Annotated in this window: 25 protein-coding genes and 2 pseudogenes; 11 read left to right on the top strand and 16 right to left on the bottom strand. The window is 62.7% G+C overall.

Going from position 1 to position 25,727, the window contains the following annotated elements; translation table 11 throughout:
- Nucleotides 1-251 precede the first annotated feature (251 nt).
- From AC0L2P_RS15660 to AC0L2P_RS15650, 3 genes are all read left to right on the top strand, one after another.
- Nucleotides 252-887: a BA14K family protein gene (locus AC0L2P_RS15660; protein ID WP_473502215.1), complete on the top strand. Its 636-nt coding sequence runs from the start codon at nucleotides 252-254 to the stop codon at nucleotides 885-887.
- Between the two features lie 77 nt (nucleotides 888-964).
- On the top strand, nucleotides 965-1,294 hold the full coding sequence (locus tag AC0L2P_RS15655; RefSeq protein ID WP_473502214.1) for a DUF2934 domain-containing protein: 330 nt from the start codon (nucleotides 965-967) through the stop codon (nucleotides 1,292-1,294).
- 3 nt (nucleotides 1,295-1,297) lie between these two features.
- Nucleotides 1,298-1,447 (top strand): hypothetical protein, encoded by a 150-nt coding sequence (locus tag AC0L2P_RS15650; RefSeq protein WP_023677295.1) that lies wholly within the window; start codon nucleotides 1,298-1,300, stop codon nucleotides 1,445-1,447.
- 166 nt (nucleotides 1,448-1,613) lie between these two features.
- Here the strand turns inward: AC0L2P_RS15650 and tnpC are convergent.
- The 3 genes and pseudogenes from tnpC to AC0L2P_RS15635 form a co-directional block, all read right to left on the bottom strand.
- Nucleotides 1,614-2,263 (bottom strand): annotated as a pseudogene (tnpC, locus tag AC0L2P_RS15645) (IS66 family transposase); the annotation flags it as partial.
- 202 nt (nucleotides 2,264-2,465) lie between these two features.
- Nucleotides 2,466-3,701 (bottom strand): pilus assembly protein TadG-related protein, encoded by a 1,236-nt coding sequence (locus AC0L2P_RS15640; RefSeq protein ID WP_473502213.1) that lies wholly within the window; start codon nucleotides 3,699-3,701, stop codon nucleotides 2,466-2,468.
- A gap of 699 nt (nucleotides 3,702-4,400) precedes the next feature.
- Complete coding sequence (locus AC0L2P_RS15635) at nucleotides 4,401-4,580, bottom strand: hypothetical protein (protein ID WP_473502212.1); 180 nt, start codon at nucleotides 4,578-4,580, stop codon at nucleotides 4,401-4,403.
- Between the two features lie 135 nt (nucleotides 4,581-4,715).
- Here AC0L2P_RS15635 and AC0L2P_RS15630 point away from each other — a divergent pair, with 135 nt between their 5' ends.
- Nucleotides 4,716-4,976: a hypothetical protein gene (locus AC0L2P_RS15630; protein WP_473502211.1), complete on the top strand. Its 261-nt coding sequence runs from the start codon at nucleotides 4,716-4,718 to the stop codon at nucleotides 4,974-4,976.
- Between the two features lie 3 nt (nucleotides 4,977-4,979).
- Nucleotides 4,980-5,240: a hypothetical protein gene (locus AC0L2P_RS15625; protein ID WP_473502210.1), complete on the top strand. Its 261-nt coding sequence runs from the start codon at nucleotides 4,980-4,982 to the stop codon at nucleotides 5,238-5,240.
- On the opposite strand, the gene AC0L2P_RS15620 is transcribed toward AC0L2P_RS15625, so the two are convergent.
- Nucleotides 5,237-5,944 carry an SOS response-associated peptidase gene (locus tag AC0L2P_RS15620; protein WP_473502208.1) on the bottom strand — a complete coding sequence of 236 codons (708 nt, stop codon included), beginning with the start codon at nucleotides 5,942-5,944 and terminating at the stop codon, nucleotides 5,237-5,239. The genes AC0L2P_RS15625 and AC0L2P_RS15620 overlap by 4 nt on opposite strands.
- Nucleotides 5,945-6,056: 112 nt before the next feature.
- Nucleotides 6,057-6,278, bottom strand: coding sequence for a hypothetical protein (locus tag AC0L2P_RS15615; protein WP_473502207.1), 222 nt, complete (start codon nucleotides 6,276-6,278; stop codon nucleotides 6,057-6,059).
- A gap of 302 nt (nucleotides 6,279-6,580) precedes the next feature.
- Between AC0L2P_RS15615 and AC0L2P_RS15610 the strand changes: the two genes are divergently transcribed.
- Nucleotides 6,581-8,779 (top strand): sensor domain-containing diguanylate cyclase, encoded by a 2,199-nt coding sequence (locus AC0L2P_RS15610; protein WP_473502206.1) that lies wholly within the window; start codon nucleotides 6,581-6,583, stop codon nucleotides 8,777-8,779.
- 813 nt (nucleotides 8,780-9,592) lie between these two features.
- Here the strand turns inward: AC0L2P_RS15610 and AC0L2P_RS15605 are convergent.
- The 6 genes from AC0L2P_RS15605 to AC0L2P_RS15580 form a co-directional block, all read right to left on the bottom strand.
- Nucleotides 9,593-11,371 (bottom strand): ABC transporter ATP-binding protein, encoded by a 1,779-nt coding sequence (locus AC0L2P_RS15605; RefSeq protein ID WP_473502205.1) that lies wholly within the window; start codon nucleotides 11,369-11,371, stop codon nucleotides 9,593-9,595.
- A 9-nt stretch (nucleotides 11,372-11,380) separates the two neighbouring features.
- On the bottom strand, nucleotides 11,381-12,409 hold the full coding sequence (locus tag AC0L2P_RS15600; RefSeq protein WP_473502204.1) for a glycosyltransferase family 2 protein: 1,029 nt from the start codon (nucleotides 12,407-12,409) through the stop codon (nucleotides 11,381-11,383).
- 6 nt (nucleotides 12,410-12,415) lie between these two features.
- Nucleotides 12,416-13,522 (bottom strand): glycosyltransferase family 2 protein, encoded by a 1,107-nt coding sequence (locus AC0L2P_RS15595; protein ID WP_473502202.1) that lies wholly within the window; start codon nucleotides 13,520-13,522, stop codon nucleotides 12,416-12,418.
- Between the two features lie 2 nt (nucleotides 13,523-13,524).
- Entirely contained in the window at nucleotides 13,525-14,718 is a 1,194-nt protein-coding gene (locus AC0L2P_RS15590; protein ID WP_473502201.1) for an acyltransferase family protein, read from the bottom strand.
- The gene (locus AC0L2P_RS15585; RefSeq protein WP_473502199.1) at nucleotides 14,718-14,993 is read right to left on the bottom strand and encodes a hypothetical protein; all 276 of its coding nucleotides are present in this window, start codon (nucleotides 14,991-14,993) and stop codon (nucleotides 14,718-14,720) included. Before AC0L2P_RS15585 ends, AC0L2P_RS15590 begins: the two co-directional genes overlap by 1 nt.
- A gap of 158 nt (nucleotides 14,994-15,151) precedes the next feature.
- Nucleotides 15,152-16,558, bottom strand: a complete 1,407-nt coding sequence (locus AC0L2P_RS15580; protein WP_473502197.1) for a DHA2 family efflux MFS transporter permease subunit — start codon at nucleotides 16,556-16,558, stop codon at nucleotides 15,152-15,154.
- 206 nt (nucleotides 16,559-16,764) lie between these two features.
- Here AC0L2P_RS15580 and AC0L2P_RS15575 point away from each other — a divergent pair.
- Nucleotides 16,765-17,665: pseudogene (locus AC0L2P_RS15575) on the top strand (sigma-70 family RNA polymerase sigma factor).
- 95 nt (nucleotides 17,666-17,760) lie between these two features.
- On the opposite strand, the gene AC0L2P_RS15570 reads toward AC0L2P_RS15575, so the two are convergent.
- Nucleotides 17,761-18,963: an MFS transporter gene (locus AC0L2P_RS15570; protein WP_473502196.1), complete on the bottom strand. Its 1,203-nt coding sequence runs from the start codon at nucleotides 18,961-18,963 to the stop codon at nucleotides 17,761-17,763.
- Nucleotides 18,964-19,179: 216 nt separating this feature from the next.
- On the opposite strand from AC0L2P_RS15570, the gene AC0L2P_RS15565 reads away from it, so the two are divergent.
- Nucleotides 19,180-19,599, top strand: coding sequence for a VOC family protein (locus AC0L2P_RS15565; protein WP_473502195.1), 420 nt, complete (start codon nucleotides 19,180-19,182; stop codon nucleotides 19,597-19,599).
- 71 nt (nucleotides 19,600-19,670) lie between these two features.
- On the opposite strand, the gene AC0L2P_RS15560 is transcribed toward AC0L2P_RS15565, so the two are convergent.
- Complete coding sequence (locus AC0L2P_RS15560) at nucleotides 19,671-20,564, bottom strand: LysR family transcriptional regulator (protein WP_473502194.1); 894 nt, start codon at nucleotides 20,562-20,564, stop codon at nucleotides 19,671-19,673.
- A gap of 97 nt (nucleotides 20,565-20,661) precedes the next feature.
- On the opposite strand from AC0L2P_RS15560, the gene AC0L2P_RS15555 reads away from it, so the two are divergent.
- Nucleotides 20,662-21,411, top strand: a complete 750-nt coding sequence (locus tag AC0L2P_RS15555; RefSeq protein WP_473502193.1) for an SDR family NAD(P)-dependent oxidoreductase — start codon at nucleotides 20,662-20,664, stop codon at nucleotides 21,409-21,411.
- Between the two features lie 159 nt (nucleotides 21,412-21,570).
- Entirely contained in the window at nucleotides 21,571-21,954 is a 384-nt protein-coding gene (locus AC0L2P_RS15550) for a YybH family protein (protein WP_473502191.1), read from the top strand.
- 118 nt (nucleotides 21,955-22,072) lie between these two features.
- Here the strand turns inward: AC0L2P_RS15550 and AC0L2P_RS15545 are convergent, their stop codons facing one another.
- Nucleotides 22,073-22,534: an Lrp/AsnC family transcriptional regulator gene (locus AC0L2P_RS15545; protein WP_473502190.1), complete on the bottom strand. Its 462-nt coding sequence runs from the start codon at nucleotides 22,532-22,534 to the stop codon at nucleotides 22,073-22,075.
- 161 nt (nucleotides 22,535-22,695) lie between these two features.
- Here AC0L2P_RS15545 and AC0L2P_RS15540 point away from each other — a divergent pair, with 161 nt between their 5' ends.
- Nucleotides 22,696-23,703, top strand: a complete 1,008-nt coding sequence (locus AC0L2P_RS15540) for an ornithine cyclodeaminase family protein (RefSeq protein WP_473502189.1) — start codon at nucleotides 22,696-22,698, stop codon at nucleotides 23,701-23,703.
- 113 nt (nucleotides 23,704-23,816) lie between these two features.
- Here the strand turns inward: AC0L2P_RS15540 and AC0L2P_RS15535 are convergent, their stop codons facing one another.
- Entirely contained in the window at nucleotides 23,817-24,197 is a 381-nt protein-coding gene (locus AC0L2P_RS15535; RefSeq protein WP_473502188.1) for a cupin domain-containing protein, read from the bottom strand.
- A 7-nt stretch (nucleotides 24,198-24,204) separates the two neighbouring features.
- A complete protein-coding gene (locus AC0L2P_RS15530; protein WP_473502187.1) occupies nucleotides 24,205-25,692 on the bottom strand; it encodes a 4-hydroxyphenylacetate 3-hydroxylase family protein in 1,488 nt (495 codons plus the stop codon).
- Nucleotides 25,693-25,727 lie beyond the last annotated feature (35 nt).

Below are 25,727 nucleotides of genomic sequence, written 5' to 3'. Positions count from 1 at the left end.
CCGGCGGCGTCATCGGCACCGGCGAGCGCTTCGGACTGATCCGCTTTGGCTCGCGCGTCGATGTATTCCTGCCCTCGCCCCCCCCCCCCCCCCGCGCGGGGGGGCCGGCCCCCGGGGGGGGGGGGGGGGGGGGGCGCGCCCCCCCCCCCACGGAGAGGGGCCTTCCTTTAGGTGCCCTCCCCCACGCCTCTTTCCTGGAACCGGATTCCCCGCCCCCGCATTTCCTTAACCGGGAGGCGAAGGAGCGCGGCATGAAAGCTTTGTTCGCAATCTTTGGCGGCTTCGTCCTGACGCTCGCCGTATTCGCCAGCGGTCTGGCCTTCGCCACCTGGCTACTGATAGCCAAGCCGGTGCGGCCGGCCGCCCCGGCCTCCAGCGTCGCCGAACTGTGGGCCAAGGATCCGCGCCCGGTGAACCCGGCCTCGCAGCGCCTCGAGCGCCTTCCCGCCCGCCCGGTCCCCGTTCCCACCTCGGAAGTTGATCGCACCTCCAAACCCGCCGACACCGCCGCAGCTTCGACACCCGACACCACCGCCACCGGCTCCATCAAACCGGCGATGGAAGAGCAGCAGACGCTGCCCGCCGCCCATGTCGAATGGTGCGCCAGCCGCTACCGCTCCTACCGGCCGGACGACAACCGCTACACGTCCTACAGCGGACAACAGCGCCCCTGCATCTCGCCCTATCTCGACGCCGGCGATGACGGCAGCTACGTCGAGGCGAGCGATACGTCGGCGGCGGAGGGCTACCCGCCATCGGATGAACCCGGCGCCACCGAGTTCTCATCCGACCACATGCAATATTGCTTCAGCCGCTACCGGTCGTACCGACCGGAGGACAATAGCTATCAGCCCTATTCCGGTGGCCCGCGCCGGCAGTGCGAGTAGGCAGCGCGGATCACGCAGATTTCTTGGATCGTTCGGGTTGGCGCGGCGTTCATCCGACACCCAAAGGAGGAATCAACATGTGCGACGACAGGGAAGACAAGATTCGTGAGCGCGCATACCAAATCTGGGAACGTGAAGGCGGGATCCATGGCGATCCCGAGCGGCACTGGCACCGGGCCGAGGCCGAGATCGACAGGGAGGCAGCCCTGCCACTGACGGCGGGCGACGCCCTGCCGGAAACCCGCGAGGTCGCGAGCTCCGACGTCTTGACGGTGGAGGCCCTGGCTGTGCGCACCGGCATATCGGGCGAACAGGCGCAGGAGCTGATCGACAGGCTGGGAAACGACCGGGCGGCGATCGAACAAGCCGCGCGCAACCTCAAGGGGAAGCAGCGGCTCAGGGAGTGACAGATGATCAGAAAACTCAAAGACGGAAAATACCGCCTCTATTCGCGCAAGAAGGACGAAAAGACCGGCAAGCGCCGCAATCTCGGCACCTTCGATACCCGCGAGGCCGCCGAGAAGCACGAACGCGAGGTGCAGTATTTCAAGAGGCATTGAGGGGGCGCTGGTGGCCGGTGCCCGCCAGCCAGTTGCGCCGCACGCCTGGCGGAACCTGAGCCTGACGGCGGCCACGTATCTCTGCGCCGGACACTTTACGAGAACATGGGTAAGCGGTGTTCTCAGGCCACGGCCTTTAGCTCGGGCGCCCGGATGTAGGCCCAAGGCAACAGGTCGTCGACGACGCAATGACCGCGCAGTGTTCGGCACCGCCGTCTGAGCGAGCGAAGAGCGCGGATCGAGCGCTCGACGGTGTTGCCGTTAATCTCGATGCGACCGTCGTCAAGGAAGCGCGGGAGGCCTTGCCAGCGCGAGAGCGTATAGCGGATCGCCTCGGCGAGCTTTGTCTTCTGGCTGATCAGGGCGAGCTTTTCGCGCAGGGTTCAAGATCGGCGACAATAGCGCGGCCATTTTCCTGACGCATCGCACGGCGTTCATCGGCCGATCGGCCGCGGATATCTTCCTCGATCTTATAGAGGTCGGCGATCCGTCTCAGCGCCTCGCTGGCGATCGGCGCGGGACCGGCCGCGGCGAGTTCGTAGAAGCGTCGGCGCACGTGTGCCCAGCAGAAGGCGAGCGTCGCGTCGCTCTTGTCGGCCAGCACACGATAGCCGCCATAGCCGTCGACCTGCAGGATTCCAGTGAAGCCTGCGAGATGAGCGATCGGACGCTCGGCCTTCCGGTCGGGTACGTAGACATAGGCGACGCCCGGCGGTCGGCTCCCTGCCTGGCCGATCATCACGCACATAGGCCCAGAGCTGCCCGGTTCTTGGTCTTGGCTCGGCCGGGATCGAGCACCGGCTCGAGAGCGGAATCGAAGGCTCGACGCTTTTCTGCGGACGAATTTCGTGACCGAAATGCGGACGAATTTCGTGACCGAGAGGTGAGGCCCCTCGCTGCGCCGGGCTGACCATTGCCACCTGCTCTCCGAATGAATTCTGTGTTAGGTCGTGCACATCACCGACTCCTTACGCCGGCGTCACCCGCAACGAACCTCGTTGTCCCGGCTACAGCACCTTCAATTCATCAGTCTGGTAGCAGAATTCGTTGTCAATAAATCACTTGCGCCAGCAAGATAAATTGAGCCATTGCCGTTCATGTCGATCCGGTTGACGACAAAGATGCGAGGCTTACTGTCGGTCGACAATGCACCGCCACCTATAAGAAAAAGCTTTTGTGACGGCAGATAGATTATGCCGCCTAGATCTGTATCGCCTCCGCCAATGAGCGTCGAGGTTCTCTCCACGCTTTGGGGTTTTTGAGCTAGCGCGATCCCCATCCACGGGCCGCTGGTCGGCGCCGTAAGGCGTAGCTTGGCGCCGGCCTGCATTGTGGTGGTTGCCTGATCATCGAGTAGAACGATGGTGGTACCTTCAGCTCCATCGAGAACCGCTCCGGAGGAGAGCGAAAGACCTCCCGTCCTGATAACATATGTTCCCGCGGCAAGATTGACCACCGCTCCGACCGATAGAGTGAGCCCTCCACAAAAAGTGCCGGGAGTGAGATTTGCGGTGCCGTTTTTGATCACCAGATTATTGTAGGTGCAGACATTGTCTGTTGGCCAGACCAGTCGGGAGATAATGGGATCTGCCAGCTCTTTCTGATTGAAAAGTGGTTGAGGGTTGAAGCCGGGAGACGGCCCGGAGGGGCCGACGACCGACGTCACCAATGTCCTGACCGACGATGAGCCATTCGTGGCCAGCGCAGACCCCGATCTTGAATTCACCTGCGCAACGCACTTCTGGCCATTTATCGATGAAGTCCCCGAATTCGACCATGCTTTCGAGGCGGACTGATCTAACACGAGAAGACAGACAGGGTATCTAGGATAGGCAATCGCCGTTGCCCTTCGGCTGATATCAAATTTATCGAGGCCAAGGATTGCCGAGAAGGCCAATTCCTGCGGTTGGTGCAATACAACCGTCACGATTGTGGGATTGGTTGATTTAACCGTCTGGTGGGCGTCACCACCATAGGGACTTTGCGTGGCCACAAAGGTGGAGCTGGCGAAAGTATCAACGTTCTGCTGAAGCTCCTCCGACGCCATGTCGCTGCTGTTCGCCTTTGCCACGGCCAACTGAAGGGCCGTGGCGTCAGCTCCCTCCTGCAACTGTTGAGCAGTTCGGCTCACGCGCGCAAAGTCTATCGCCACTCCGACGCCCAAAAGCAGGACCGGCAAAACCAATGCAAACACCACGGCGAGGTTGCCGCATTCTGCACGCCAAAATCGTTCGGTTAATTCGGTTACACGCATAGCACCCCCTTAACCTAATGTAGAGACTGCCTGTTGAGGGTTCGTTTCTTGAGCCGGTAAAGTTGTCTCAATCACGACCAGTTTTTATGGAGGCAGCACCGGATGCGGGCTTCTAGCCTGTCCGGCAGTCAGCAATCTCGGGAGCAGGGTATGCGGCGCTAGACGTCATGTTCCAGGGACATGTCGCTACAGGTACGGTGAGGTGGCTGAGTATCCAGGCCGGCGCCGCCAGACGAAGCATCGAGGCCGTACACAACGCCATCGCCGAAATCCTCGATGCTGTAACACCTACCGAGTGCCACAACTACATCGAAAACGCTGGGTAGAGCTCAACCTAAATGCGAACTGCTCAAGCCGGACCATCAGCCTGGCAGCCGTCCTCGCACTGGGCTCCGACGAATGATACGGAACACATGAGTCATCTCTTGACGGCTGCACGCGCCATTGTTGATGACAAGGCCAAAGATGTCATCGAACGAACATGGTGCGTCCACCAAGCCTTAGTCCGGAAGCAGGTGGGGACGCCCATGGCGGTCGCCCGCGAGTAGAACAAAACGATGCTGTTCGGCTCGCGAGAGAATATCTACGGGACGGGCGCTGGAGCGTAGGGCATCGGCGTAGGCTCAGCCGAGTGGAACTGATGATGTCGCGGATGATCTTCTTGTTGAGGTTCGGAAACGTCTCGGTCTGTTCCAGCACCTAGACTCTCGCCCGGTAGGCTCCCTCCACCGCATCCAGCCGCTCCTGCAAATGCCCATTCAGCACAATCATCTGCTTCAGCGCCTTCACCGCATCGCCCTTGTGCTGCGCAATGAACTTCTCGGCGATGGCTTGAAGGGCAGCCTCCTGCCGGCTGTCCAGTGTCACGATGTGGTCCATGGCGGTGCCTCCGAGCGTTCCTGTTGAATTGAACAAAACGGGAACAAAAAAGTCAAGGGCGAATTGACTCTGCGAGGAATGCCTTCCTATTTGTCAGCAGGCGGGGCGGTTGCTCACATATCGAGGAGAACCGCGATGGGCAGACGAAAAAGCCGGTTCGACAGGCTGTCGGCGAGGGATGCGGAGGCGATCATCAGGGACGCTTTGACCCTGCGCCGGACGGTGCTGTCGTCGCAGCTGCATCTGAAGGCGCATGGCGAGTTGTTCTGGCAGCTTTGCGGGCTTGTCGAGAAATTGCACGAGGTGCTGGCCAGCGTAGCGGAGAAGGAGCCCGATTACCGGATGGCGGAGCTTGGCCTGCTTCCCCTCCCCGAGGATTACTCGACCCGGAAATGAGCCATGGCCGGGCCGATGGACAGCGTTGGACGTGCCGCCAAGGCCAACATGCTGCTTATCGTGGAATGCGGCCATTGCTACCATGTCGGACGGTTCAGGGCCAATGACGTGGCCCAGGTGGTGGGCTGGAACAAGCCGCTGGAAGCCATCAGGTTCAGGTCCAAGCGATGCAGCCGCAAGGACACGACCGTGAAGACGCAGTTCATCGACCAGGACCATCCGCCCAAGGGCTACATCTGGGTGCTGCAGAAGTTCAAGCGCTAAAACAACGAGCCTTGCGCCGGCGGTGCCTGCGGCGGAAACTTGATCTGTGTCGCCGGCTTTTCGACGATCACCAGCGCATCATCGGGCGCCGTGCGCTGCAGGTGCCTTGCCTCCGACCACGGCGCGGTGAGCCAGGTCTCGGTTTCTTCCGGCGTGGTCAGGATCACCGGCATCGCCTTCTCGTGGATCGGCGCGATCAGCGCGTTGGGCTGGGTCGTCATGAAGCCATAGACCTGGTGATCGGCGGGGCCGTCCTTGACCTTGCGAATGCCCTGCCAGCGCGTCCACAGGCCGGCAAAGAAGAACAGCGGGCGGTCCTCGCCGAGTGCAAACCAGTAGTTGCGCTGAATGCCGGTCTCGGGGTCCTTGTCGCCGGGCGTCGGGCTGAGCTCGGCGAAGCTGGTGACGGGTACCACGCAGCGGTTCTCGATGCCGAGATATTGCTGCCAATGGCCGTATTGCGGATTGCGGATATTGGTGGTGCCATAGTCGGCCTTGCCCTTCACGCGCTCCAGTGGCGTCGGCATGCCCCACAGCAAATTGGCCAATTCGCGTTCGCCCTCCGGCGCGTTGCGCACCACCGGGCCGGGCTGGTTGGGATAGATGTCGATGGAGGGTTCGAGATTGCCGAGGATATCGCGCAAGGCGCGGGTCCACTGGCGGATGGCCTGCTGGCTGGTCGTAATATTGTAAAGGTTGCACATTTCAGGCCGTCCCCGGATGCTCAGGCATCTTGTTGGAAACGGCCCGGAATTTCCAGCGCTGTCCGTTGGGTTGCTGACACGGCAGGCCGTGTCAGCAATGGCTTTGTGAGACCTACCGCGCCGATTGTCTCATAGCTTGTGCGGCGACTGCCGCCAGAAAAGCCCTGGCCCCGGCATCGCAGGCCGCTCGAGACGGGCCTTTGGCGAAAAGAAGAAGCTCGGCGGCTCGAATGTTGAGCCCGTGCTTCCTTGCGAATGTGGCTAGATCGTAAGGCTTGTTATCGTAAGGTTTGTCGTCGTCGTAGTCGATCGTCAGATCGTAGTCTTCTTTCATTTTCTTCCTCCCTTTAGCGATCTCCCCCTCCTGTCGCTAACGCAAAATTAACGTCGATGGCGGCGTGCGAGTCCACCAATCAGGGATTGTGTAAAAAACGTACCGGGGCTGTGCGAGGTTGGATGTGCACCCTCGAAAAGGGGCGCGCGGGCAGTCGCCTCGGACCGGCGCGGGGCAAAAACCCGCCCTTCGGGCAGGCTTATCGTTAGGACGTTGATAAGCATTTGGTAATAAAAGGCGGGAAATGAAATGCTGGCTCGATCGGGCATCTATGATGCTGTCGTTCTCAGTGGGCCTGTGACGTGCGCATCAAAAGCCAGATCCTTCTCAGCATGATGGCCGCCGCGGCTTTGATCGGGGTGGTCGGCGGCGTTGCGATTCTCACGCAGATGGCAGCGATCAGGGCGTTGGGGTTGACCGAAGCGACCAATGTCGCGCGCGAACTGGCCGACACCATCGTCTTCAGGTCATCCGATGGGGCGCCTTCGCTGTTCGAGCGACCCGAAGCGCTCCGGGAGTTTCTGGAGCATCAGCACCATGGTTCGCGCAGGGATTTCCTAGTCGTCGACCGCAACAAGATCCTTCTGGCCCACGCTTCCGACGAAGACCATCAGGCCGGCGACAAGTTCGATCACGACGCCGGCGATGAAGTCGGCCATACCCTGAAAGACGGCATCGCCCGCAGGTTTGAGGATGTTCATGAGGCCAACGACATGCTGGTCGTTCCGATCGAATATCCCGAGGACACGATCGTCGGGGCCGTGCTCCTGGAATACGACCCGTTGCTAGGCGATGCCGAACGGCGCACCAGCAACATGCTTTGGCTGGTTGGCCTCAGCGCCATAGCCGCCACGCTGGTTGCGGCGGGATTCGCCGCTGTGCTGCTGCGTCGTTTCGGCACCGGCCTTTCAGGCATGATGAGAGGCATGGAATCGCTGGCAAAAGGCGAAGCCATGACGCGTATAAGCTACACCGGCAAGGATGAGTTCGGGCAGCTGGCGCACGGCTTCAACATGATGGCGGCCGAGCTGGAAGCGGCGCGAGCCCATATCGAGGATATCGTCGAGACGGCGGCCGAAGGCATCGCTGTCCTCGACGGTGATGGCCGGATTGCCAGCGTCAATCCCGCGGCGGCCTCGATGATCGGGCGGCGCGCCAGCAAGATCGTCGGCCAGGAATGGCGCTCGGTCATGACGATACGTGATCCGAAAGGCGGCGAATTCGCCGCCGGGACGTCTCCCGTCGAGTTGGCCTTGGCATCGGGCCGCCAACACCAGGGCGAAGTGCGCTTAACCAAATTGGACGGCTCGCATTTGCCGGTAATCGCGAGCTGCAGTCCGCTCAGCAAGTCGGACGGAAGCCTCGTCCTGACGCTCAACGACATCAGCGAACTGCGCCGCGCGGAGAGCGTTGTGAACGAGCGTGCCGATGAGCTGGCGGGGCTGAACCGGGAATTGCACGAGAAGTCGGAAACAACGTCCCGTCTGGTGAAGCTGGGGGAGCTGCTGCAGGCCTGCGTTACGTTTCCTGAAGCGTTTTCAGTGGTCGGCATCGCCATGGCAGAGTTCCTCGGCGGCTTAAGCGGAACCGTCCACCTGACCAGCGCCTCGCGCAACCTGGTGGAAGAGGTGGCGCATTGGGGCGCCGTCCGGTCGAGCGCTGGCCAATTTGCGCCGGAAGACTGCTGGGCGTTGCGGCGCGGCCAGGAGCATGTCGCCGGCCCGGGCATGTTGTCGCCGCGTTGCGCCCATATCACCGAGAATGGCGGCAAGGGCTACGTCTGCATGCCGCTGGCGGCGCAAGGCGAAACACTGGGCATCCTGCATTTGTGTGAGCCGAATGCGGCTGACAAACCGCAATGGCTAGCTGAAAGGCAGCAGATCCTGCGCGGCGTCGTCGACACGCTGGCATTGGCACTGGCCAATCTGCGCCTGCGCGAGACGCTGCGGCAGCAATCGATCCGCGATCCGAACACCGGTCTGTTCAACAGGCGTTATCTCGAGGAGACCAGCAGCCGTGAACTGCGCCGGATGGAGCGCTCCGGTCAACCGTTGGTCGTCATGATGCTCGACGTCGATCATTTCAAACAGTTCAATGACACGTTCGGCCACGAGGCCGGTGACCTGGTGTTGAAGCAGGTCGCCGCCACCTTGATCGAGCATGCCAGGGATAGCGATGTCGTATCGCGCTATGGCGGTGAGGAATTCGCCCTTGTGATGCCGGGATGCTCGCTTGAAGAAGGCGCTGAGCGGGCAGAAGCGCTGCGCCAGGCAATCAGGCAGCTTCATCTGGCGCATCGCGGCCGGACCCTGGGTACTGTTACCGTTTCGTTCGGGGTGGCCGCTTACCCTGACCACGGAGCCGGCTGGGCCGAACTCACAAATGCCGCGGATCACGCGCTCTACGAGGCCAAGGGTGAGGGTCGCGATCGGGTCGTGGTTGCGCGCAAAAGCGCCCCCGGCGACCGACAAATCCAGTTGGTAACGGCTCCCAAAAAATAGCCGGGATGCCATCTTGCCGGCTGATCGCCAAGCGACGCTTGCACGATGGCCAAGTCGGCCTCGTTGGCTTCAGCTAAAGAATAAATCCGGCTAATAACACCGTAAGGAGCAGCGACAGCGGAACGGCCGCAAGACACCAGATCTCCAACGTGTTGTTTTGCAGCGGGTCCATCCTCAGCCTCACTTTTTGATTTCGTCACTGTGACACTAACGGCTGGTCGGAGGTAGCGGTTCCAAGCGACGCCGTTCATAGCGCGCTGTCTGTGCTGTATATTAGCAACAGCTTGACGACCGCTGAGCCCCGTACCGCTTGGCAACGTTACTTGGCGCCAGTGGATTCCGCAGCAATGCAAGCGCCCCTCCGCATCAGTCGTGCGGGGGTCGATCACCGCCCGTGATCAGCGCCGAGCCGGTCACTCACAGCCAGCGATGCTCGTTTACAGGGACCTAAGTCTGACCTGCCTGCGCAATGGTCTTGTGTACGGCCGGCGTCGGGAACAACTGCGCTCGTCTTCAGTTGATGGGGTCACCTCCTCGAGGAGACATCGGCGCAGAATCAGTCCCTTCATGCGCTGATTAGGGTCTGCCTGCCATTGCTGGATGCGCTGATTAGGGTCTGCCTGCCATTGCTGGATTTGGCGGGCAGACCCTTGCTTCTGTACGCTCCAGATCGAAAGCGGGGTAAGCTCGGGATCGCTCATCGTCCCCGAAATCCTGCAGAGAAGCGTGGCGGAGCTCTTCCTCGCCGTGAGATGCTCGACCTGGCTTGACATCCGAGACGACCCCCAGCGCGCGTACGCAGCGGGGTCGCCCTCAGCCCTCCAGCGCCTCGTGCTGGTAAAGCTCGTCCATGCTGAGCGTCGCAAGCGCGGCGAACGGCGCCTGCTTCTTCACGCGGCCGTGGCTCAGGATCACGACGTCGTCGCAGAACGAGATGGTGCTGCGATGATGGCTGATGACGACGGTGGTGCGGCGGCCGGCCCGCGACTTGAGCGTCTCGACGATCGCCGCTTCCGACAGCCCGTCAACTGCATTGGTGGCTTCGTCGAGGATGAGGATATCGGGATCGCGCACCAGGGCCCTGGCCAGCGCGATCCGCTGCCGCTGTCCAGCCGAGAGATTGACGCCGCGGTAGCCGACGACCGTCCTGTAGCCCTGCGGCAGTTGCTCGATGAAGCCATGCGCTTCGGCCAGTTTTGCCGCGCGCTCGGCGTCGTCGGCCGAAGCCGCGTCCTGGCCGTAAATGATGTTGTCGAAAATCGTGCCGTCGACCAGTTCCAGCTCCTGGCTGGCGAGCGCGATGTGCTTTCGCCATTGGCTGGGGTCGATGCGGTCCAGAGGCGATCCATCGACGACGATCCTGCCGCTATCCGGTTCGACGAAGCGGCACAGCAGATTGACGATCGTCGTCTTGCCGGCGCCCGAGCGGCCGATCAGCGCCGTCGAGCGGCCGCTGCGGATGTCGAAGCTCGCCGCATGCAGCACCACCGCGCGCTGTTCCGAACCGGAATAGGTAAAGGCGACGTCCTCGAATTTGATGCCTTGGCTCAGCCCGGGGAACGCTGCGTCGCCTTGCGGCGGCGCGGGCTTGTCGGATGGGTCCAGCATCCAAGTCACCTCTTCAAGGGATCCGCTCAGGCCCTGCAGCTGGCTCCAGGCCATTTGCAGCGACCGCATGTAGGGCTGCAGCCGGTAGAGCAGGATGACGAAAGCGACGATCAGCGGGAAGGAAACATTGGCGAACCAGGCGCCGATCACCACCGCCAGGAACAGCATGGCGTGCAGAACCTCGGTCAGCGGCGGCAAAGCTCCCTGGCGCGTCAAAAGCACGAAGGCGGCGCGGCGCACCGCATCCGATGCCCGGTCGAATGCCGCCTTCTCGCGTTGCTCCTGGCCGAAGATACGGATCAGCCGCCCGGCATGCACCAGATGCAGCATCTGCGATGCGAGTTGGCTGTTGCGGGAGGCGACGCTGCGGCTCGGCGCCTTCAGATTGGCCGACAGCATGGCGTGCGCGACCTGCACTAGCGCCAGCCCCACCGTGACCAGCAGCGTCATCTGCCACGACAGGAGCAGCAGGAAAGTCAGGAGGATGATCGCGGCCGAAGCGTTGACGATTGCTCCGAGCGTGATCTGGATGGCATCCGAGGCCCGCCAGGACTCGTTGGAGATGACGTTGAGCAGCCGTCCAGGGCTTTGCTGGAGGAAGAACGGGTAGCCCACCCTTAGCAGCTGCTCGGACAGCGCGCTGCGGATCGAATGGCTTGCCTTGCCGTAGATGAAGGTGGTCAGCAGCGTGTTGGCGAAGGCGAACAGGTTCTTCAGCACGATCGAACCGAGGATGGCGACCGAAATGACGATCAGCCGGTCGCGCTCGCTCAGGCTCGCGCCGACATGCTGGAAGACGGCGGAAAAGCCGGCCATGCCGGTCTGCCCCTGCCCCATGATTATGTTGAGCAACGGGATGATCAGGCCGATACCAAAACCTTCAAGCGCGGCGCTTAGCAGCCCGAGCACCACCACGGCCGGAAGCAGGCGCATCTGCTTTTGCCCGAGCGCGCGGCGCAGCATCGGCAGGCTTGTCAGTCGCATGATAGCGGATTACCTCGCCTCGGCATTTGCCTGTTGCTCCTGTCGCACTTCCGTTGTCTTTGGCGATTTCGCCAGAAAAAGCACCGCGAACTTGGCCGCTCCAAGTAAGTTCATGCCGATGATCGGCCAGTGCGACAGCTTGAGTTCGCGGTCGAACAGCGGGCCTTTCCTCAGTTCGCGCAAGGCCGCCCTCATAGACCAGTAGAAATGGCGAAGCAGCCATGGCGCGCGGCGGATGTGTTTCAGGCAAAGCCCGCCATTGCCCATGCAGTAGTCGCGATGCAGCTTTTCGATGGCTTTGCGGTCGCGCCGGCCGTGATGGTGATAGATGGTCATGTCGGGCACATATTCGACCGGAATCCCAAGCAGCACCGCTCGCACCAGATAATCCGTATCCTCGGCCGAGCGCAGCGGGCCGCCGGCGCCGAAGCGTTCGTCGAAACGCCCGATGCGGGCGGCAACATCGCGGTGCATCGTCATGTTGCAGCCAAGCACGAAGCCGCCGGGATGGACCTCCGGCGTCAGCCGCGCGCGCACTGGCGACCGCTTGATGGTGAACGGCAGGTCGCGAGGATCGCCAAGCTCGACGCGACCGCCGCGGATGACCCGTTCGCCGGCCGCATAGTGCCGCTGCAGATCGCGCAGATAATCCTGGTGGACCGCACAATCGTCGTCGACGAAGACCAGCACGCGGCCTCGCGCCCGCTCCAGCCCGGCGTTGCGCGCGGCCGCCAATCCGGGTCGCGGCTCGCAAATGGCGGTGAACGGGATATCCGACAGTTCGGCGATGCTGGCCAGCCGTTTGGCGGTGCTGTCGGTCGAGCCGTTGTCGACAACCACCAGCTCGGCGGCAAGGTCGGCATAGGCACGACACGCGGCCTGGATCGACCTGATGCAGGGCTCGAGTACGGCGACCCGGTCGCGTGTGCAGACGATGAAGCTGACCGCCGGCGCCGGTCCATGCTGCGGCCGCGGCGACATGGCCGCCGGCACCGTCGAGCGGCCGCGCTGCTGGAGCTGGTGCGATTTGACGAACATGCGTTGCTAGCTCAACTGATGGGAAGGCAAAACCGCCGCGGCCGGCACGGACTGCAGATAACGCGACAGGGCATCCACCTGTCTGGTGACCGACATCGAGACGAGACTGAAGCGCGGCGCGAAGGCACCGGTGCGAAACACGTACTGCTCGCGGCGCCGGATGAGTTTCCATTTCGCCGTCCGCGTCAGGAATTCGTACATCAGCAGCGGCTGTCTTTCTCCCGATATCAGCTGATAGAGGAAATAGAACAGGTTCAGCGTGCCGGCCTGGTAGCTCGGCCTCGCCTCGGCCGGCAGGGCGGTAATCCTTTCTTCCAGCGCAAGGATCCATTCGGCGGCACGGCGAACCGTCTCCATCGACAGGACGTCACCGATGTCGCGGAGGGCTTGCGTCTGTTGTGCGAGCCCTTCGCGCTCGAGGTTCTCGGCGACGATCTTCAAATGCGTCCTGCGCATTTCGCGCTTGTGCCTGTTGGTCACGCTCTCGTCATGGATACGATAGGCGATCAGGCTTTCGGGGATCATGGCTGCCGGGTAACGGTCGGTCAGCCGCCTGAACAGGTCGAAATCCTCGGCATGCTTGTAGCTCGTGTCATAATATAGAACGTCTTCTTCTATGACATTCCTGTTGTATACCACGGTGGAATGCATGAAGATCGTGAAGAACATCGACAATATCCGTAGGCTATTGTCCTGGAATATCGGATCGGGCGAACCCCTGACGATGCGGTTACCGAGCAAGGTGTCGAAACCTGCACCGCACAGCGCAAGGTCAGGCTGCTCGTTGAACAGCGCGACCTGTCGCGACAGGCGCCGGGGATAGGCGATGTCGTCGGCGTCCATCCTGGCGACCAGATCGCCGCGGGCCACGGCCAGGCCTTCGTTCAAAGTTGCGATCAGGCCACGGTTTTCGCGTGAGATGATCGAGATGCGATCGTCGGCCTGGCGATATTGCTGCAGGATCTGCAGCGAGTTGTCTGTCGAGCCGTCATCGATGGCGATGACCTCCAGGCGCTCGTAATCCTGGCGCAGGACGCTGCCCAGCGCAGCGGCGAGATAAGGTCCGGCATTGTAGATCGGCATCAGAACGGAGACTAAGGGAGCAGCAGCCATGGTCAGCCCCGATCGGTTCGTTGCAGCTTGCGTGGCAAGCGCGATGCCCCATCAAGCGGCCTGCCCAGATATGCACCCGCCGCGAGCCATCCGGCATTGCCGGCGTCGATGCCTGCCGGGAGGCCGGCGCGGTCTCTCCGGGCAGCATAGGGGAAGTAGCGCTTTAGGCTGTTGAGCGGCTTTTCGAAAAGCAGCCACGACACAGAGGCCAGCATGAGCGTCGCCATTCCCGCCACCAGAAACCGTCCCGGCCCTTGTTCCGAAACGTTGAGCGGGATCCACGGCTGCGACTTCACAACGAGCGACAGCACTATCGGATGGTAGAGATAGACGCCGTAGCTGATGCGGCCAAGGCCAAGCAGCGGCGGCAGTTCGAGAAGTTTTCCGGCGCGGCCGCCGAACCCTGTCGAACAGCTTGCAACGATGACCACCAGCGGTACGAGAGGCAGGATCTGCAACAGCAGCCAGAGGCCCCATTCCTGCACCGGATTTGCCGGCGCCGGTGCAAACCACTGCAAAAAGAAAAACGCCACCGCGAGCCCCGGCCAGCCACCTCGAAGCCATTGCGGCAAGCCAGCTGCTCTTGACCGGTAGGCGGCAAGCAGCGCGCCTGACGCCAGCGCATCCATCGACGCCGGCGGCAGCAGGTCGCGCGCCAAAGCGGGTGTTCCCGCGATCGGCCAATAAAACCGGTAGGCCAGCGACAGCCCGATGACGCCGATGCAGATCGCTTCGAGACGTCGGCGTGGCGCCAGCAGGACGATCAGAGGCCAGACGAAATAGAACTGCTCCTCGATGCTCAGGCTCCAGAAATGGCAGAGCAGCCAGGGCGTCCATTCATTCTGCGCTGCGTACCAGAAATTCGACAGATAGAGCGCATGCCAGACCAGCGAGCCTCTGGACTGCTCAAGGTCCACCAGCCAGACGAAACCCAGCACCGCGAAATAGGGCGGGAATATCCGCAGCGCCCGCCTGATATAGAAGGATCTCAGCGCCGGTCCGGTTTCGAATTCGGCGGCCGCTCTGGCTTCCAGCAACAGTCGGGTGATCAGAAAGCCGCTCAGCACGAAGAACAGACGCACGCCGATATGGCCCCAGAACGAGGACCCGCCCGCCGCGAAGAAATGGGAGTAGAGCACCATCGTCACGGCGATGGCCCTCAGTGCGTCCAATTGGATGTCGCGCGCATTTCCCATTAGCGGCGTGCGCCGGCGGGACGGCGAAACTGCCAATTTTTCAACATGGCGGCATCGTTCACGGCGCATTTCCAATCGGAAGCGCCCCCCTCACGCAGAATAGAGCCTCCATTGTGCAACGCAACACAAAAAGTTAACGCTTTTGAAACAGGAACGTGAGGCGCGGCTAATAAAGCACAAAAACAACGGGAAACAGCCGGAAATGTCCATTTTTGACGATTTTCGCGCGCTGCCTTGGCCCGCCGATATCGGCGGCAGGTGCTGCGATGCAGCATGTTCGTCGCCCGTACGGACCGATCTTGGGGTGGGTAGAGACTGCCCCACAGGACTGGCTGGCGACCGATGCTCGGCGACCTTTCTGCTGCGCTGGCGCGGCAGCTGTTAGCGCGACAACAGCGGGAGCAAGCGCGCGAGCCTCCAGCCCGCCTCCGAGTTACGCCTCCTTGCTGGCGTTCGCGAGCGCCACTGCGCGACGCTCCGGAAGCCCCATTCCGACGAGCGCACCGGCGAGCGAGAGCAGAGCGGAGATGTCGATTGCCGAGGTGAAGCCATCACTGAACGCGTCGGGGGACGCGAAGCTTCCGGTCCCGGCAAACACGGCACCGGCGATCGCGATACCCGACACGCCGCCGAGGAAGCGGAATGTGTTGAACGTGCCGGCGGCCTTGCCGACTTCCGGCCGCGCGACCGCATTGAGGACCGCATTCTGGGCGGCAGGCATGGCCATCGATACGCCGGCACCGGTAATGATCAGCGGGGCGACCAGCTGGATGTAGCGCAGATCAGGTGCTGCGATCTGCGCCAGCCAAGCCATTCCAGCCGCTTGCAGGATCAATCCGGCCACGACAAGCCAGCGCTCGCCGACGCGATTGATCAGGCTGCCGGCGATCGGTGCGACCACGAAAAGCGTGGCGGTCCAGGGCAGCAATCCCATGCCGGCGCCGAGCGGCCCACGGCTCTGGGCGAACTGCAGAAACTGCGGCAACAGGAATACGAGGCCGTACATGGCGGCGCAGAGCAGGAAGTTCGCCCCCACGCCCGAGGAGAATGCGCGCGCCCGAAAGAACCGCAAAGGCAGCATGGGCTCACGGGTACGCAACTGCCAAAGGACGAATGCGATGGCGAGAAGCAGCCCGGCCGTCAGCGCCGACAGCACTTCAGAGCTGCTCCAGCCTACGATGTTGCCGCGCATCAGACCCCAGACCACTCCAAATGCAGCCGCAGTTACCAGGGCGACGCCGAGGACATCGATTGCCGTGCCCGGCCCGTGACTCTCCGGAACCCGACGCAGCACCAGCGGGATGAGAACGATGCCGACCGGAACATTGAGCCAGAAGATCCAGTGCCAGGAGAGGCCTTCGGAGATCGCGCCGCCCGCCATCGGACCGATGATCAGGGCCAGGCCGGTGATGCTGCTGAAGATCCCCAGCGCCTTGCCCCGTTCCTCCGGGGGGAAAGCTACGCTCAGCAGCGCCATGGCCAGCGGCATGACCATTGCAGCACCCGCGCCCTGAACCGCACGGGCCGCAATCAGCAATCCGGCATTTCCAGCGAGCGCGCAGGCAACGGACGCTGCGACGAACAGCGCCAATCCGGCGATGAAGATGCGGCGGCGGCCGAACCGGTCACCGAGCGCGGCCCCGGTCATGAGCAGGACGGCAAAACTCAAATTATAGGCGTTCATCGTCCATTGCAGCGTCTCCAGCGAGGCATCGAGTTCGACCCGCATCGTACTCAATGCGGTCGCGACGACCATCGCATCGAGAACGACCATCAAGGAGCCTATCGACGTGAGGGCGAGAACCCAGACCTTCGTTGATCCCGCACTTTGCTTGCTCATGACTATGGATGCCTCCGGCTTGAACAAAGGGCCCGCTAGGTTCCAAGGCCCACGCTGCAGAGACGCGGAGACACCACCAAAGGATTCCAGCTAAAGAAAGTTTTTTCGACCGAATCCTTTTGCCATCGTCGAGCGTCTATAGGACGCTGCGCCCGATGGCGGGCGCCTCTGTCCTGGGAGACACGCATGAAATCGACCCTTGTGCGATGACCGGATCCGCAATCGGCACGCCAGAAGGACGGGAGCCGTTTGATCGGCTGCTCGGCGAATTGCGGCCGAAACTGCACCGTTATTGTGCCCGCATGACCGGTTCGGTGATCGATGCCGAGGATGTCATCCAGGAAGCTACGGTCAAGGCCCTCGAGGCGTTCCCCGGGACCGGGCCGATAGCCAATGTCGAGGGCTGGCTGTTTCGCATCGCGCACAATCAAGCGCTCGACCACCTGCGCCGTCGCGCCAGGGTGGATGCCGCGCATGCCGTCGAGGATATCGACACGATACCTGACCCCGGCATGTCGGCCGAGGGCAGGCATACTGCGGCTGCAAGCCTGCAGACCTTCATGCGCCTGCCCGCGGCGCAGCGTAGCAGCGTCATCCTCATGGATGTGCTCGGCTATACGATCGAAGAAATCGGCAACATTATCGACAGCAGCGTTCCGGCGGTGAAAGCCGCGCTGCATCGCGGCCGTCTGCGCCTGCGCGAAGTCGCCGGCGAGCCTGACGATCGGCCTGTTCCGGTGTTGGCCGAGCCCGAGCGGGCGCGTCTGGCCCTATGTGGAGCGGTTCAACGCCCGCGACTTCGATGCGATCCGCGACATGCTGGCCGAGGACGTGCGGCTTGACCTCGTCAACCGGCTCCGGGCGAGCGGGCGCACGAAAGTGGGCGGGTACTTCCACAATTACGCGGGTATCCACGATTGGCGGCTGCGGTCAGGCCTGGTGGATCGGCGGCCAGCCATTCTGGTGATCGATCCGGACGACTCAGCCGGAGGGCCGAAATACTTTATCCTGCTGGAATGGGCGGGCGACAGATTGGCGAGAATTCGTGATTTCCGCTATGCGCGCTACACGCTTGACGGCGCCGAAGTGGTGCCTCTGCGGGCATAGCAATTCGGTTTCATAATGCCGAACAACCACTGCCAGCTATTTTGGATCGCGGCCGCTTGCCATCCAAGCGGCCGCCCTTTTCTGCCGATCCAGCTTTAAGCCGGTTGCAACTCCCTGCGCGGCAGCGGCGGGAAGGCGATCGCAATCGCCATCGCGCCAAGCCCGACAAGGGCCGAGCCGATGAACAGCCAGGAATAGCTGGCATAGGCATCGAACACCATGCCGCCGGCGAGCGGGCCGAAAGCCATGCCAAGGCTGGACAGCATGGTTACGGCACCGAATACCGTGCCGAGGATGCGCTGGCCGAAATATTCGCGCGCCAGCACCGCATAGAGCGGCATGACGCCGCCATAGGTGGCGCCGAAGATGACGGCGAGCGTGTAGAATTGACCAAGCTCACTAACCGCCAGATAGGCTGCGATGACCACGGCCTGTATGGCCAGCCCGGTGATCAGCACCGGCTTGACGCCCAGCCGATCGGCGAGCACGCCATAAAGCAGCCGGCCACCCAGCCCTGCCAGGCCCTCGATGCTGTAGATGCTGACCGCCGCCATCGGCGCGATGCCGCACAGCATCGCATAGCTCACCATATGGAAGATCGGCCCCGAATGCGCCGCGCAGCAGGCAAAGAAGGTCAGCCCCAACACGATGAATTGCGGCGAGCGCAGCGCCTGCGGAACCGTCATGCCGCCACCCTCGGCCGCAACGCTCGGGGCAGCGCCGTCGGCAGCGGGCTTGGGCCGCTGGCGTACCAGAAGCACGGCCGGCAGAAGCAGCACCCACGCCGTGATGCCGATGTCGAACATCGCGGTGCGCCAGTCATAGGCCGAAATCAGCCAGCGCGCGAAGGGCGAGATGGTCATTGGCGCCACGCCCATGCCGGCCGAGACCAGCGAGACCGCAAGGCTGCGGTTCGTGTCGAACCAGGCGGAGGTCAGCGCGATCATCGGCGCGAAGAAGGCGCTTGCCGCGAGGCCGACGAGCACGCCATAGGTCAGCTGGAAAACGAGCAGCGAGCCGGTGCGGCTGGCCAGGACCAGCGCCAGGCCAAGCAGCACGGCCCCGGTCATGACGACGATGCGGGCGCCGAAGCGGTCGTAAATCGCGCCCCAGGCGAAGCCGCCGAGGCCCATTACCAGGAAATTCAGCGTCATCGCGCTCGATATGCCGCCGCGCGACCATTGTGTGTCGAGCGCCATCGGTTCGAGGAAGATCGCCAGCGAGAACATCGCCCCGAGGGCGACACAGGTCATCAGCGCGCCAGCCGCGACGATAACCCAACGATAGGGAAGGCTCATTTCAATTTTCTCCCATGCCGGAAGCGTTGATACGGCACGACGTTTTCGAACTTCGCCGAGCCGCTTGCGTCCGAAGGACGTTCGAGATGTTTTGAATCCGACAATCCGGTTGCATTTTTTATCCAGTCAGGAAATCGCGCCACTCAATTGCTCCCTTGCATTGACCGTGCTGGTCCTGAGCTAGATTTCCAGCCTGGCGATCAGGAGCTATCAGGCATGGAACTTCATCGAGGCCGTCTCATCGATCACCTCCAGCTGGTGGTCAGGGATCTCAAGGCCAGCCGGCGCTTCTACGAGGCGGTTCTCAACGTGCTCGGCATACCGATCGGTGGCGCCGGCGATGATTATTTCTGGGCCGACGAGCTGTTCATTTCCAGCCCCGACAGCCCGCCGGCCCTGGGAAAGCTGACCGGGCGCCATCACCTAGCCTTCCAGGCCAAGGACCGTGCGATGGTCGATGCGTTTTACAAGGCCGGGCTTGAGGCCGGCGGCACCGACAATGGTGCGCCGGGCGAGCGATCCTACCATCCCGGCTATTACGCCGCCTTCCTGCTCGATCCCGACGGCAACAATATCGAGGCCGTCCATCACGGCCCGGCCAACCGCAGCGACGAGTCAGTGAAGATTACGTTCTGATGAGCTGGTGACGGGGCAAGATCCTGCTTGGCGACTGCATCGGATCGACTGCGGAGGTCATTCCGCCTGCCCTATCGCGTCAGCGCCGCCATCTGGCCCGCCAGGAAGTCGACGAACAGCCGCGCCCGGACCGGCAGCTGCCGCCCGAACGCATGGACGATGTGCACCGGCATGGTCGGCATCGCCACCTCGGGCAGGATGCGGACCAGGCGGTCCGCGTCGAGATCGCCCTGCACTGCAAATCGCATCAGATGCGCGATGCCGGCACCGGCAAGTGCTGCATTGCGGATGGCACCACCATCATCGGTATCGAACCGCCCATCCGGCACGATCATCGTACCGTCGGCAAACGTGACCGGATAAGGCCGGCCGGCCATCTGGTAGCGGACGAATTCGTGGTTCCGTAAATCCTCGACCGATGCCGGACGGCCGCGCCGCTCGACATAGGCCGGCGAGGCCACCAGCACGATCGGCAGATTGGCGATCTTGCGCGCGACCAGCCCGGTGTCGGATAGCGCTCCCATGCGCACGGCAACGTCATAGCCTTCGCGGATCAGGTCGGCGTGGCGGTCGGTGACACTGAGCTCGAGTTTCACTTCGCCATGCTGGGCAAGGAACGCTTGCGCCCATGCCGCGATCAGGCCGCGACCGAGTTCGACCGGCGCTGTAACACGCAGCAGCCCTCGTGCCGTATCGGCCATCTGGACGATGTCCTCGGCATCGTCCAGCGCCCTGAGCAGCGGCGCCACCCGCTCGTAATAGGCGAGGCCTTCGCTGGTCAGCCCGAGCCGACGCGTCGAGCGCTGGATCAACCTGACGCCGAGCCGGCGCTCGAGCCGCGCCACGCTTTTCGATACCGCCGACGGGCTGGAGCCGACCAGCCGGCTGGCGGCATGGAACGAGCCGGCATCGACGGTTCGGACGAAGGCGACGAGACCGGCGGTCTTTTCGAGGATGGTAGTCATTCCGGAGTTCCAGGCACGAAAGAATAGAGCGTGGGCATCCTAATACGCTTTTTGAGCGCCATTAAATACCGCTCGTCATCGACAAAGGAGAGATTTGATGAGCAAGCTGAACGGCAAGGTCGCCATCGTCACCGGCGCCTCCAAAGGTATTGGCGCCGCCATTGCCAAGGGTCTTGCCACGGCCGGCGCCGCGGTGGTGGTCAACTACGCCTCGTCACGGGAAGGCGCCGACCGCGTCGTCGCCGAGATCGAGGACCGTGGCGGCCGCGCCGTCGCCGCCCAGGGCGACGTGTCGCAAGCGGCCGACGTGCGCCGCCTGCTCGAGGCGGCGAAATCGGCGTTCGGCGGGCTCGACATACTGGTCAACAATGCCGGCGTCTTCGCATTCGAGCCGCTGGAAGCGGTAACCGAGGCCGAGTTTCACCGCGAGTTCGACACCAATGTGTTGGGCATCATTCTGACCACGCAAGCTGCCGTGAAGCATTTTGGCCCGGGCGGCGGCAGCATCATCAACATCAGCTCGGTTGCCAGCCGCAATCCGCAGCCGAACTCGCTCGTCTACGCCGCCACCAAGGGTGCGGTAGACACGATCACGCTGTCAATGTCGCGGGAGCTCGGCGCCCGCAACATTCGCGTCAACGCCATCGCGCCCGGCGGCGTCGACACCGAAGGCCTCGAGCGCATCGGCATCGTCGGCAGCGACTTCGAAAAACAGATCGTCGCAATGACCCCGCTCGGCCGCTTCGGCCAGCCCGACGACATCGCTCGCGTCGCGGTGTTCCTCGCCTCCGACGAAGCGTCCTGGCTGACCGGCGAGCGCATCACCGCCTCGGGTGGCTGGCGATAGACATGGACGGCGCGGACCTGCCGTTTCACGGGCCATGCCCCACGTCGCGTGACGTCGATGAAACTGCAATCGATGACGAGAGCGACCTAAGCCCTATGTTTCAGCGAGGGAGGAGCGCCGTGCGCTATCGATGACGGCGAGATGCCAGGGAGGTAACGGATGACGGACGACGAAAAAGCAATCCGAAAGCTGGTCGAGACGTGGATGGATGCGAGCAAGCACGGAGACATTGCGACCGTCCTCAGCTTGATGACCGACGACGCGATCTTCATGGTTCCTGGCCGGGAACCTTTCGACAAGGAAATCTTCGCTGCAGCCGCGCAGGAGGCGGCAGGTGTTCATATCGACGGCACGAGCGATATCGTGGAACTGCAGCTCCTCGGCAATTGGGCCTTCATCCGCAGCCGCATCGACATGACCGCGACGCCGCCGAACGGCGAGCCGGTCCATCGATCGGGATATGCGCTGACGCTCCTGCGCAAGGGGGCGGATGGCGAGTGGCGGCTCGCGCGCGACGCAAACCTGCTGACCGCGCAAGGCTAGCGCCGGTCTCCGGCATCCTGCACCGGAAGGCGGGCTAGGGGCGAGCGACCGAGGGGGACCGATAAGATGGCGAAGATGCGATCCAAGTCGCCCTGAACAGTGTTCCTCCTCTATCTGATCAGACGGGCAAGAGGGCGTTCGGCTTGACATCGGCGATGGAAGCGAAGGTGTGCGTTTCGCGCACGCCCGGCAGCGGCAGGATGACCCGCTGCAGGAAATCCTGGAACACCGCCATATCGGCGATCCGCGCCTTGACCAGATAGTCGAAGCCGCCAACCACCATGTGGCACTCCAGAACCTCTGGGGCTTTCGCCACGGCTTCGGCAAAACGGTCAAAGACATGCGGCGCCGTGTGGTCCAGCCGGACCTCGATAAACACCAGCGTTCCCCTGCCGACCTTGCGCGGATCGAGCACGGCTCTGATCGCGGTGATGAACCCGTCGCGGAACAGGCGCTTCACCCGCTGGCTGGTTCCGGTCGGCGACAGCCCGACACGCCCGGCCAGATCAAGCGTCGTCCGGCGCCCGTCCTCCTGCAGCAGGCTAAGCAGGCTGCGGTCTATCTGGTCGAGATCGCCCATTTCACAATCCACGCTATCTCAGGGTTTTGTGTGTTGATTTCACGCAGAGATGCCAAAATCAACGTATTTCATCACATTAAGCCCCGCAATAGCCTGCGCTTGCCTCACCCACTAAAAGCAAATGTGGTGAGCCGATTTCAGACGAACAAAAGGAGTGCAGGATGACCAAGGAAGCGTTCAGCCCAGCCGGCAAGGGTGCGGCGGAAATCAGCAAGGGAGCGACCGAGATCCTGGTGCTGAGCGAAGCCGACGTGATGGCGTGCATCGACCTCAGCCAGCTTCTCGATGTTCTGGAAGACGGCTTCAAGGCGCTGTCAAAAGGTAAGGTCGTCAATCCACCCCGACCACAGCTCGACATCCCCGGAGCCGGCTACAGCCTCGCCATGCCGGCGTGGATGGAGGGCATGAACCTGACCGTCAAGATCGTCAATGTCTTCGAAGGCAATCTACCCAAGAACCTGCCCAGCCATCTCGCCACCATCAGCCTGTTCGATCCGCTGTCCGGCCTGCCGGTCTGCATCATGGACGGCACCTTCATAACCGCGGTGCGAACCTCCGGCTCCGCCGTGCTGTCGGTGCGCGCGCTTGCCCGCCGGGATGCCAGGATCGCGACAGTGGTCGGCGCCGGCGTGCAGGCCAACCAGCACCTGCATCTGTTGCCGCTGGTGCGCGATTTTACCGAAATCCGCGTCGCTTCGAAGCGCTTCGACGATGCGGCAGCGCTTGCCCGGCTGCATCCGTCGGTGGTGGCGGTCGCCGACCTCGAGGCGGCAGTGCGCAGTTCCGACGTGGTGTGCCTGGCGACCCACTCCTACCAGCCGGTGATCGACGCAGGCTGGATCCAGCCGGGCACGCATGTCTCGTCGGTCGGGGTGGCGCCGCCCGGCGGTGAAATGCCGATCGAGCTCATCGACAAATCTAGTCTTTTTGTCGAAACCGAGGATGCATTCAAACCGACCCCGGTCGATTCCTGCGAGCTTGCCGGCTTCAACCCGGATTTCGGCACCGAGCTTGGCACCATGCTGCTCGACCGCGCGCCGGGCCGCGTTTCGGATCAACAGATCACCACCTACAAGGCGATGGGCATCGCGATGGAAGACATGGTCGCCGCCGACCTCGCCTATCGCTGCGCCCGGCGTCTGCGCAAGGGAAAGCTCGTCGTGCTGTAGGCGCGTGCCGCCTTACGCCGGCTCGCGCTTCAATGCCTGCGCCATGCAATGGATGCCGCCACCGGTGGCGGGACCTTGCAGCTTCGCTGCTGCGCGAACAGCATTCGTACAGGCTAAGCCTCGTAGTAGTGCAGTTCGAGAAGTAAGCACCCGGCCTGCGACTGGAAGGGGCCATGATAGACGCCAGGCGGGCGGCAGGCATAGGTATTCGGGGCAAAACTCAGCGACGGCGCTTCGGGCGAACATTGGCCGACGATGAGGTCGCCCGATATCAGATAGACCTCTTCCCAGTAATCGTGCACGAACGGCACCGTGGTAAAAGCCCCCGGCCAGAACCGCAGCAGCCGCGTGCGGTTTCCTGTCTTGCCAACCTCGTCAAGCCGGCCGGCAAGAATCTTCTGCTCGATGCCGGGCGGGTAACCAGGCGGCGAATGCCAACCCTGCCCGGCCATGTCGATCGTGTGAAATTCCTTGTGTTCTTTTCGGATCGGCATGGCAACCTCAAGCGGCAACCGGAGCGGCAGGGTCGACCTGGTCGTCCAGCGAATAGCTGTCCAGCATGTGGTCGACGAGTTGCGTACAGCGGTCCCAGTCGAAGGTGCGAAAGCTGTGCCCCTTTGTCACGAAGGTAGCGCCAGCATAGAACATTTCGTACTGCGTGTGGCGGGAGGCGAACTCTGAGCCAACCGCATCCCACGCCAACTTGAAGAATTTTACCCGGCCCTCCGACGAAACGACAGGGGACTGCTGTGTCTTGTCAATGAGGCTGCGCAGTTCCGGATCCACGAAATCCTGGACAGAAGACGGCAGCATGATCAATCCGCCACCCGCCAGTTCGCGCAAGGCCATGATCACCTCGGCATAGAGCTGCTGTGTCAGCACCTGAGCCGAATAGAGTGTATGGGCATGGGGCACGAAATAGGCGCCGTGCATGCGGCCCTTTATCTCCATGGCGTGCACCAGCGCGTCGACCATGGTGTTCTGCGCCGCAAGCGCCCCCAGCGTCTCGCGCACCTGCGGAAAGTTGATGACGCCGTTGGTCTCGGCGATACGCCGGGCGATACCGACGAGGAAGCGCATCTTTACCATCAGGCGGACCTGCGCCTGGTAATTCTGGAAGACGTGCGCCGGCGTGGCGTGGAACTGCCGCTGGCACATGGCGATATCCTGGTTGATGAAGACGCGGTCCCAGGGAACCTTCACATCGTCGAAGTAGAGCACCGCGTCGTTCTCGTCGAAGCGGCTGGCGAGCGGATTGTCGAAGACGCTGGTCGCACTCTCCTCGTAGGATTTGCGCGACAAGATCTTCAGCCCGCCGGCATTCATTGGCACGGCGAAGGACATCGCATACGGCTCGTCGCCCTCGCGCAGCGGCTGGATGCAGGTGACGAACACCTCGTTTGCCATGATGCCGCCGGTGGCCAGCATCTTGGCGCCGCGGATCGTCAGACCAGCGGTGTCCTGGTCGACGACGCCAGCGGTGAGGAAGCGGTCCTGCTGCTCGCCGGCGGACTTCGAGCGGTCGGCCTGCGGATTGATGATGACGTAGGTGAGGTAGAGCTCGTTGTCTCTGGCGTAGCGATAATAGTCGGCAAGTGCCGCGGCGCGGACCTTGTCGTGGGCCTCGAAGACCTCAATCCCCATGAACATGCCGGAAATGCAGGAGGCGACATGGTCCGGCGCGCGGCCGAGAAAGCCGTAGTGAAGCTCTGTCCAGGCTTCCAGCGCCTTGCGCCGCTCGACGAGATCGGGATGGTTGCGCGGCAACTGCCAGATACGGTTGGCTCGCTGCCCGCCGCTTTCGGGGACCTCGAAGGTCATCAGCTCCCGGTTGTCCGGCCGAGCCTGGAAGTCGTAGAGCGTGCCGACAGACCGGATCGTCTGGCGGAAGGCGCGATGCGCGGTGACGTCGCCGGCCGCCTCGCCGTTAATATAGACCTGCCTGCCGTCCCTCAGCGTCTCGATATGCTGTGCACCGGTCTTGATCATCTTCCCCTCCAAGGGATCAGTAGTGCCAAGAAATC

It is taken from the genome of Mesorhizobium sp. WSM4836 (assembly GCF_055811815.1).
Note: the sequence above shows the minus strand (reverse complement) of the source record. Positions and strands in the feature narration are given on the sequence as shown.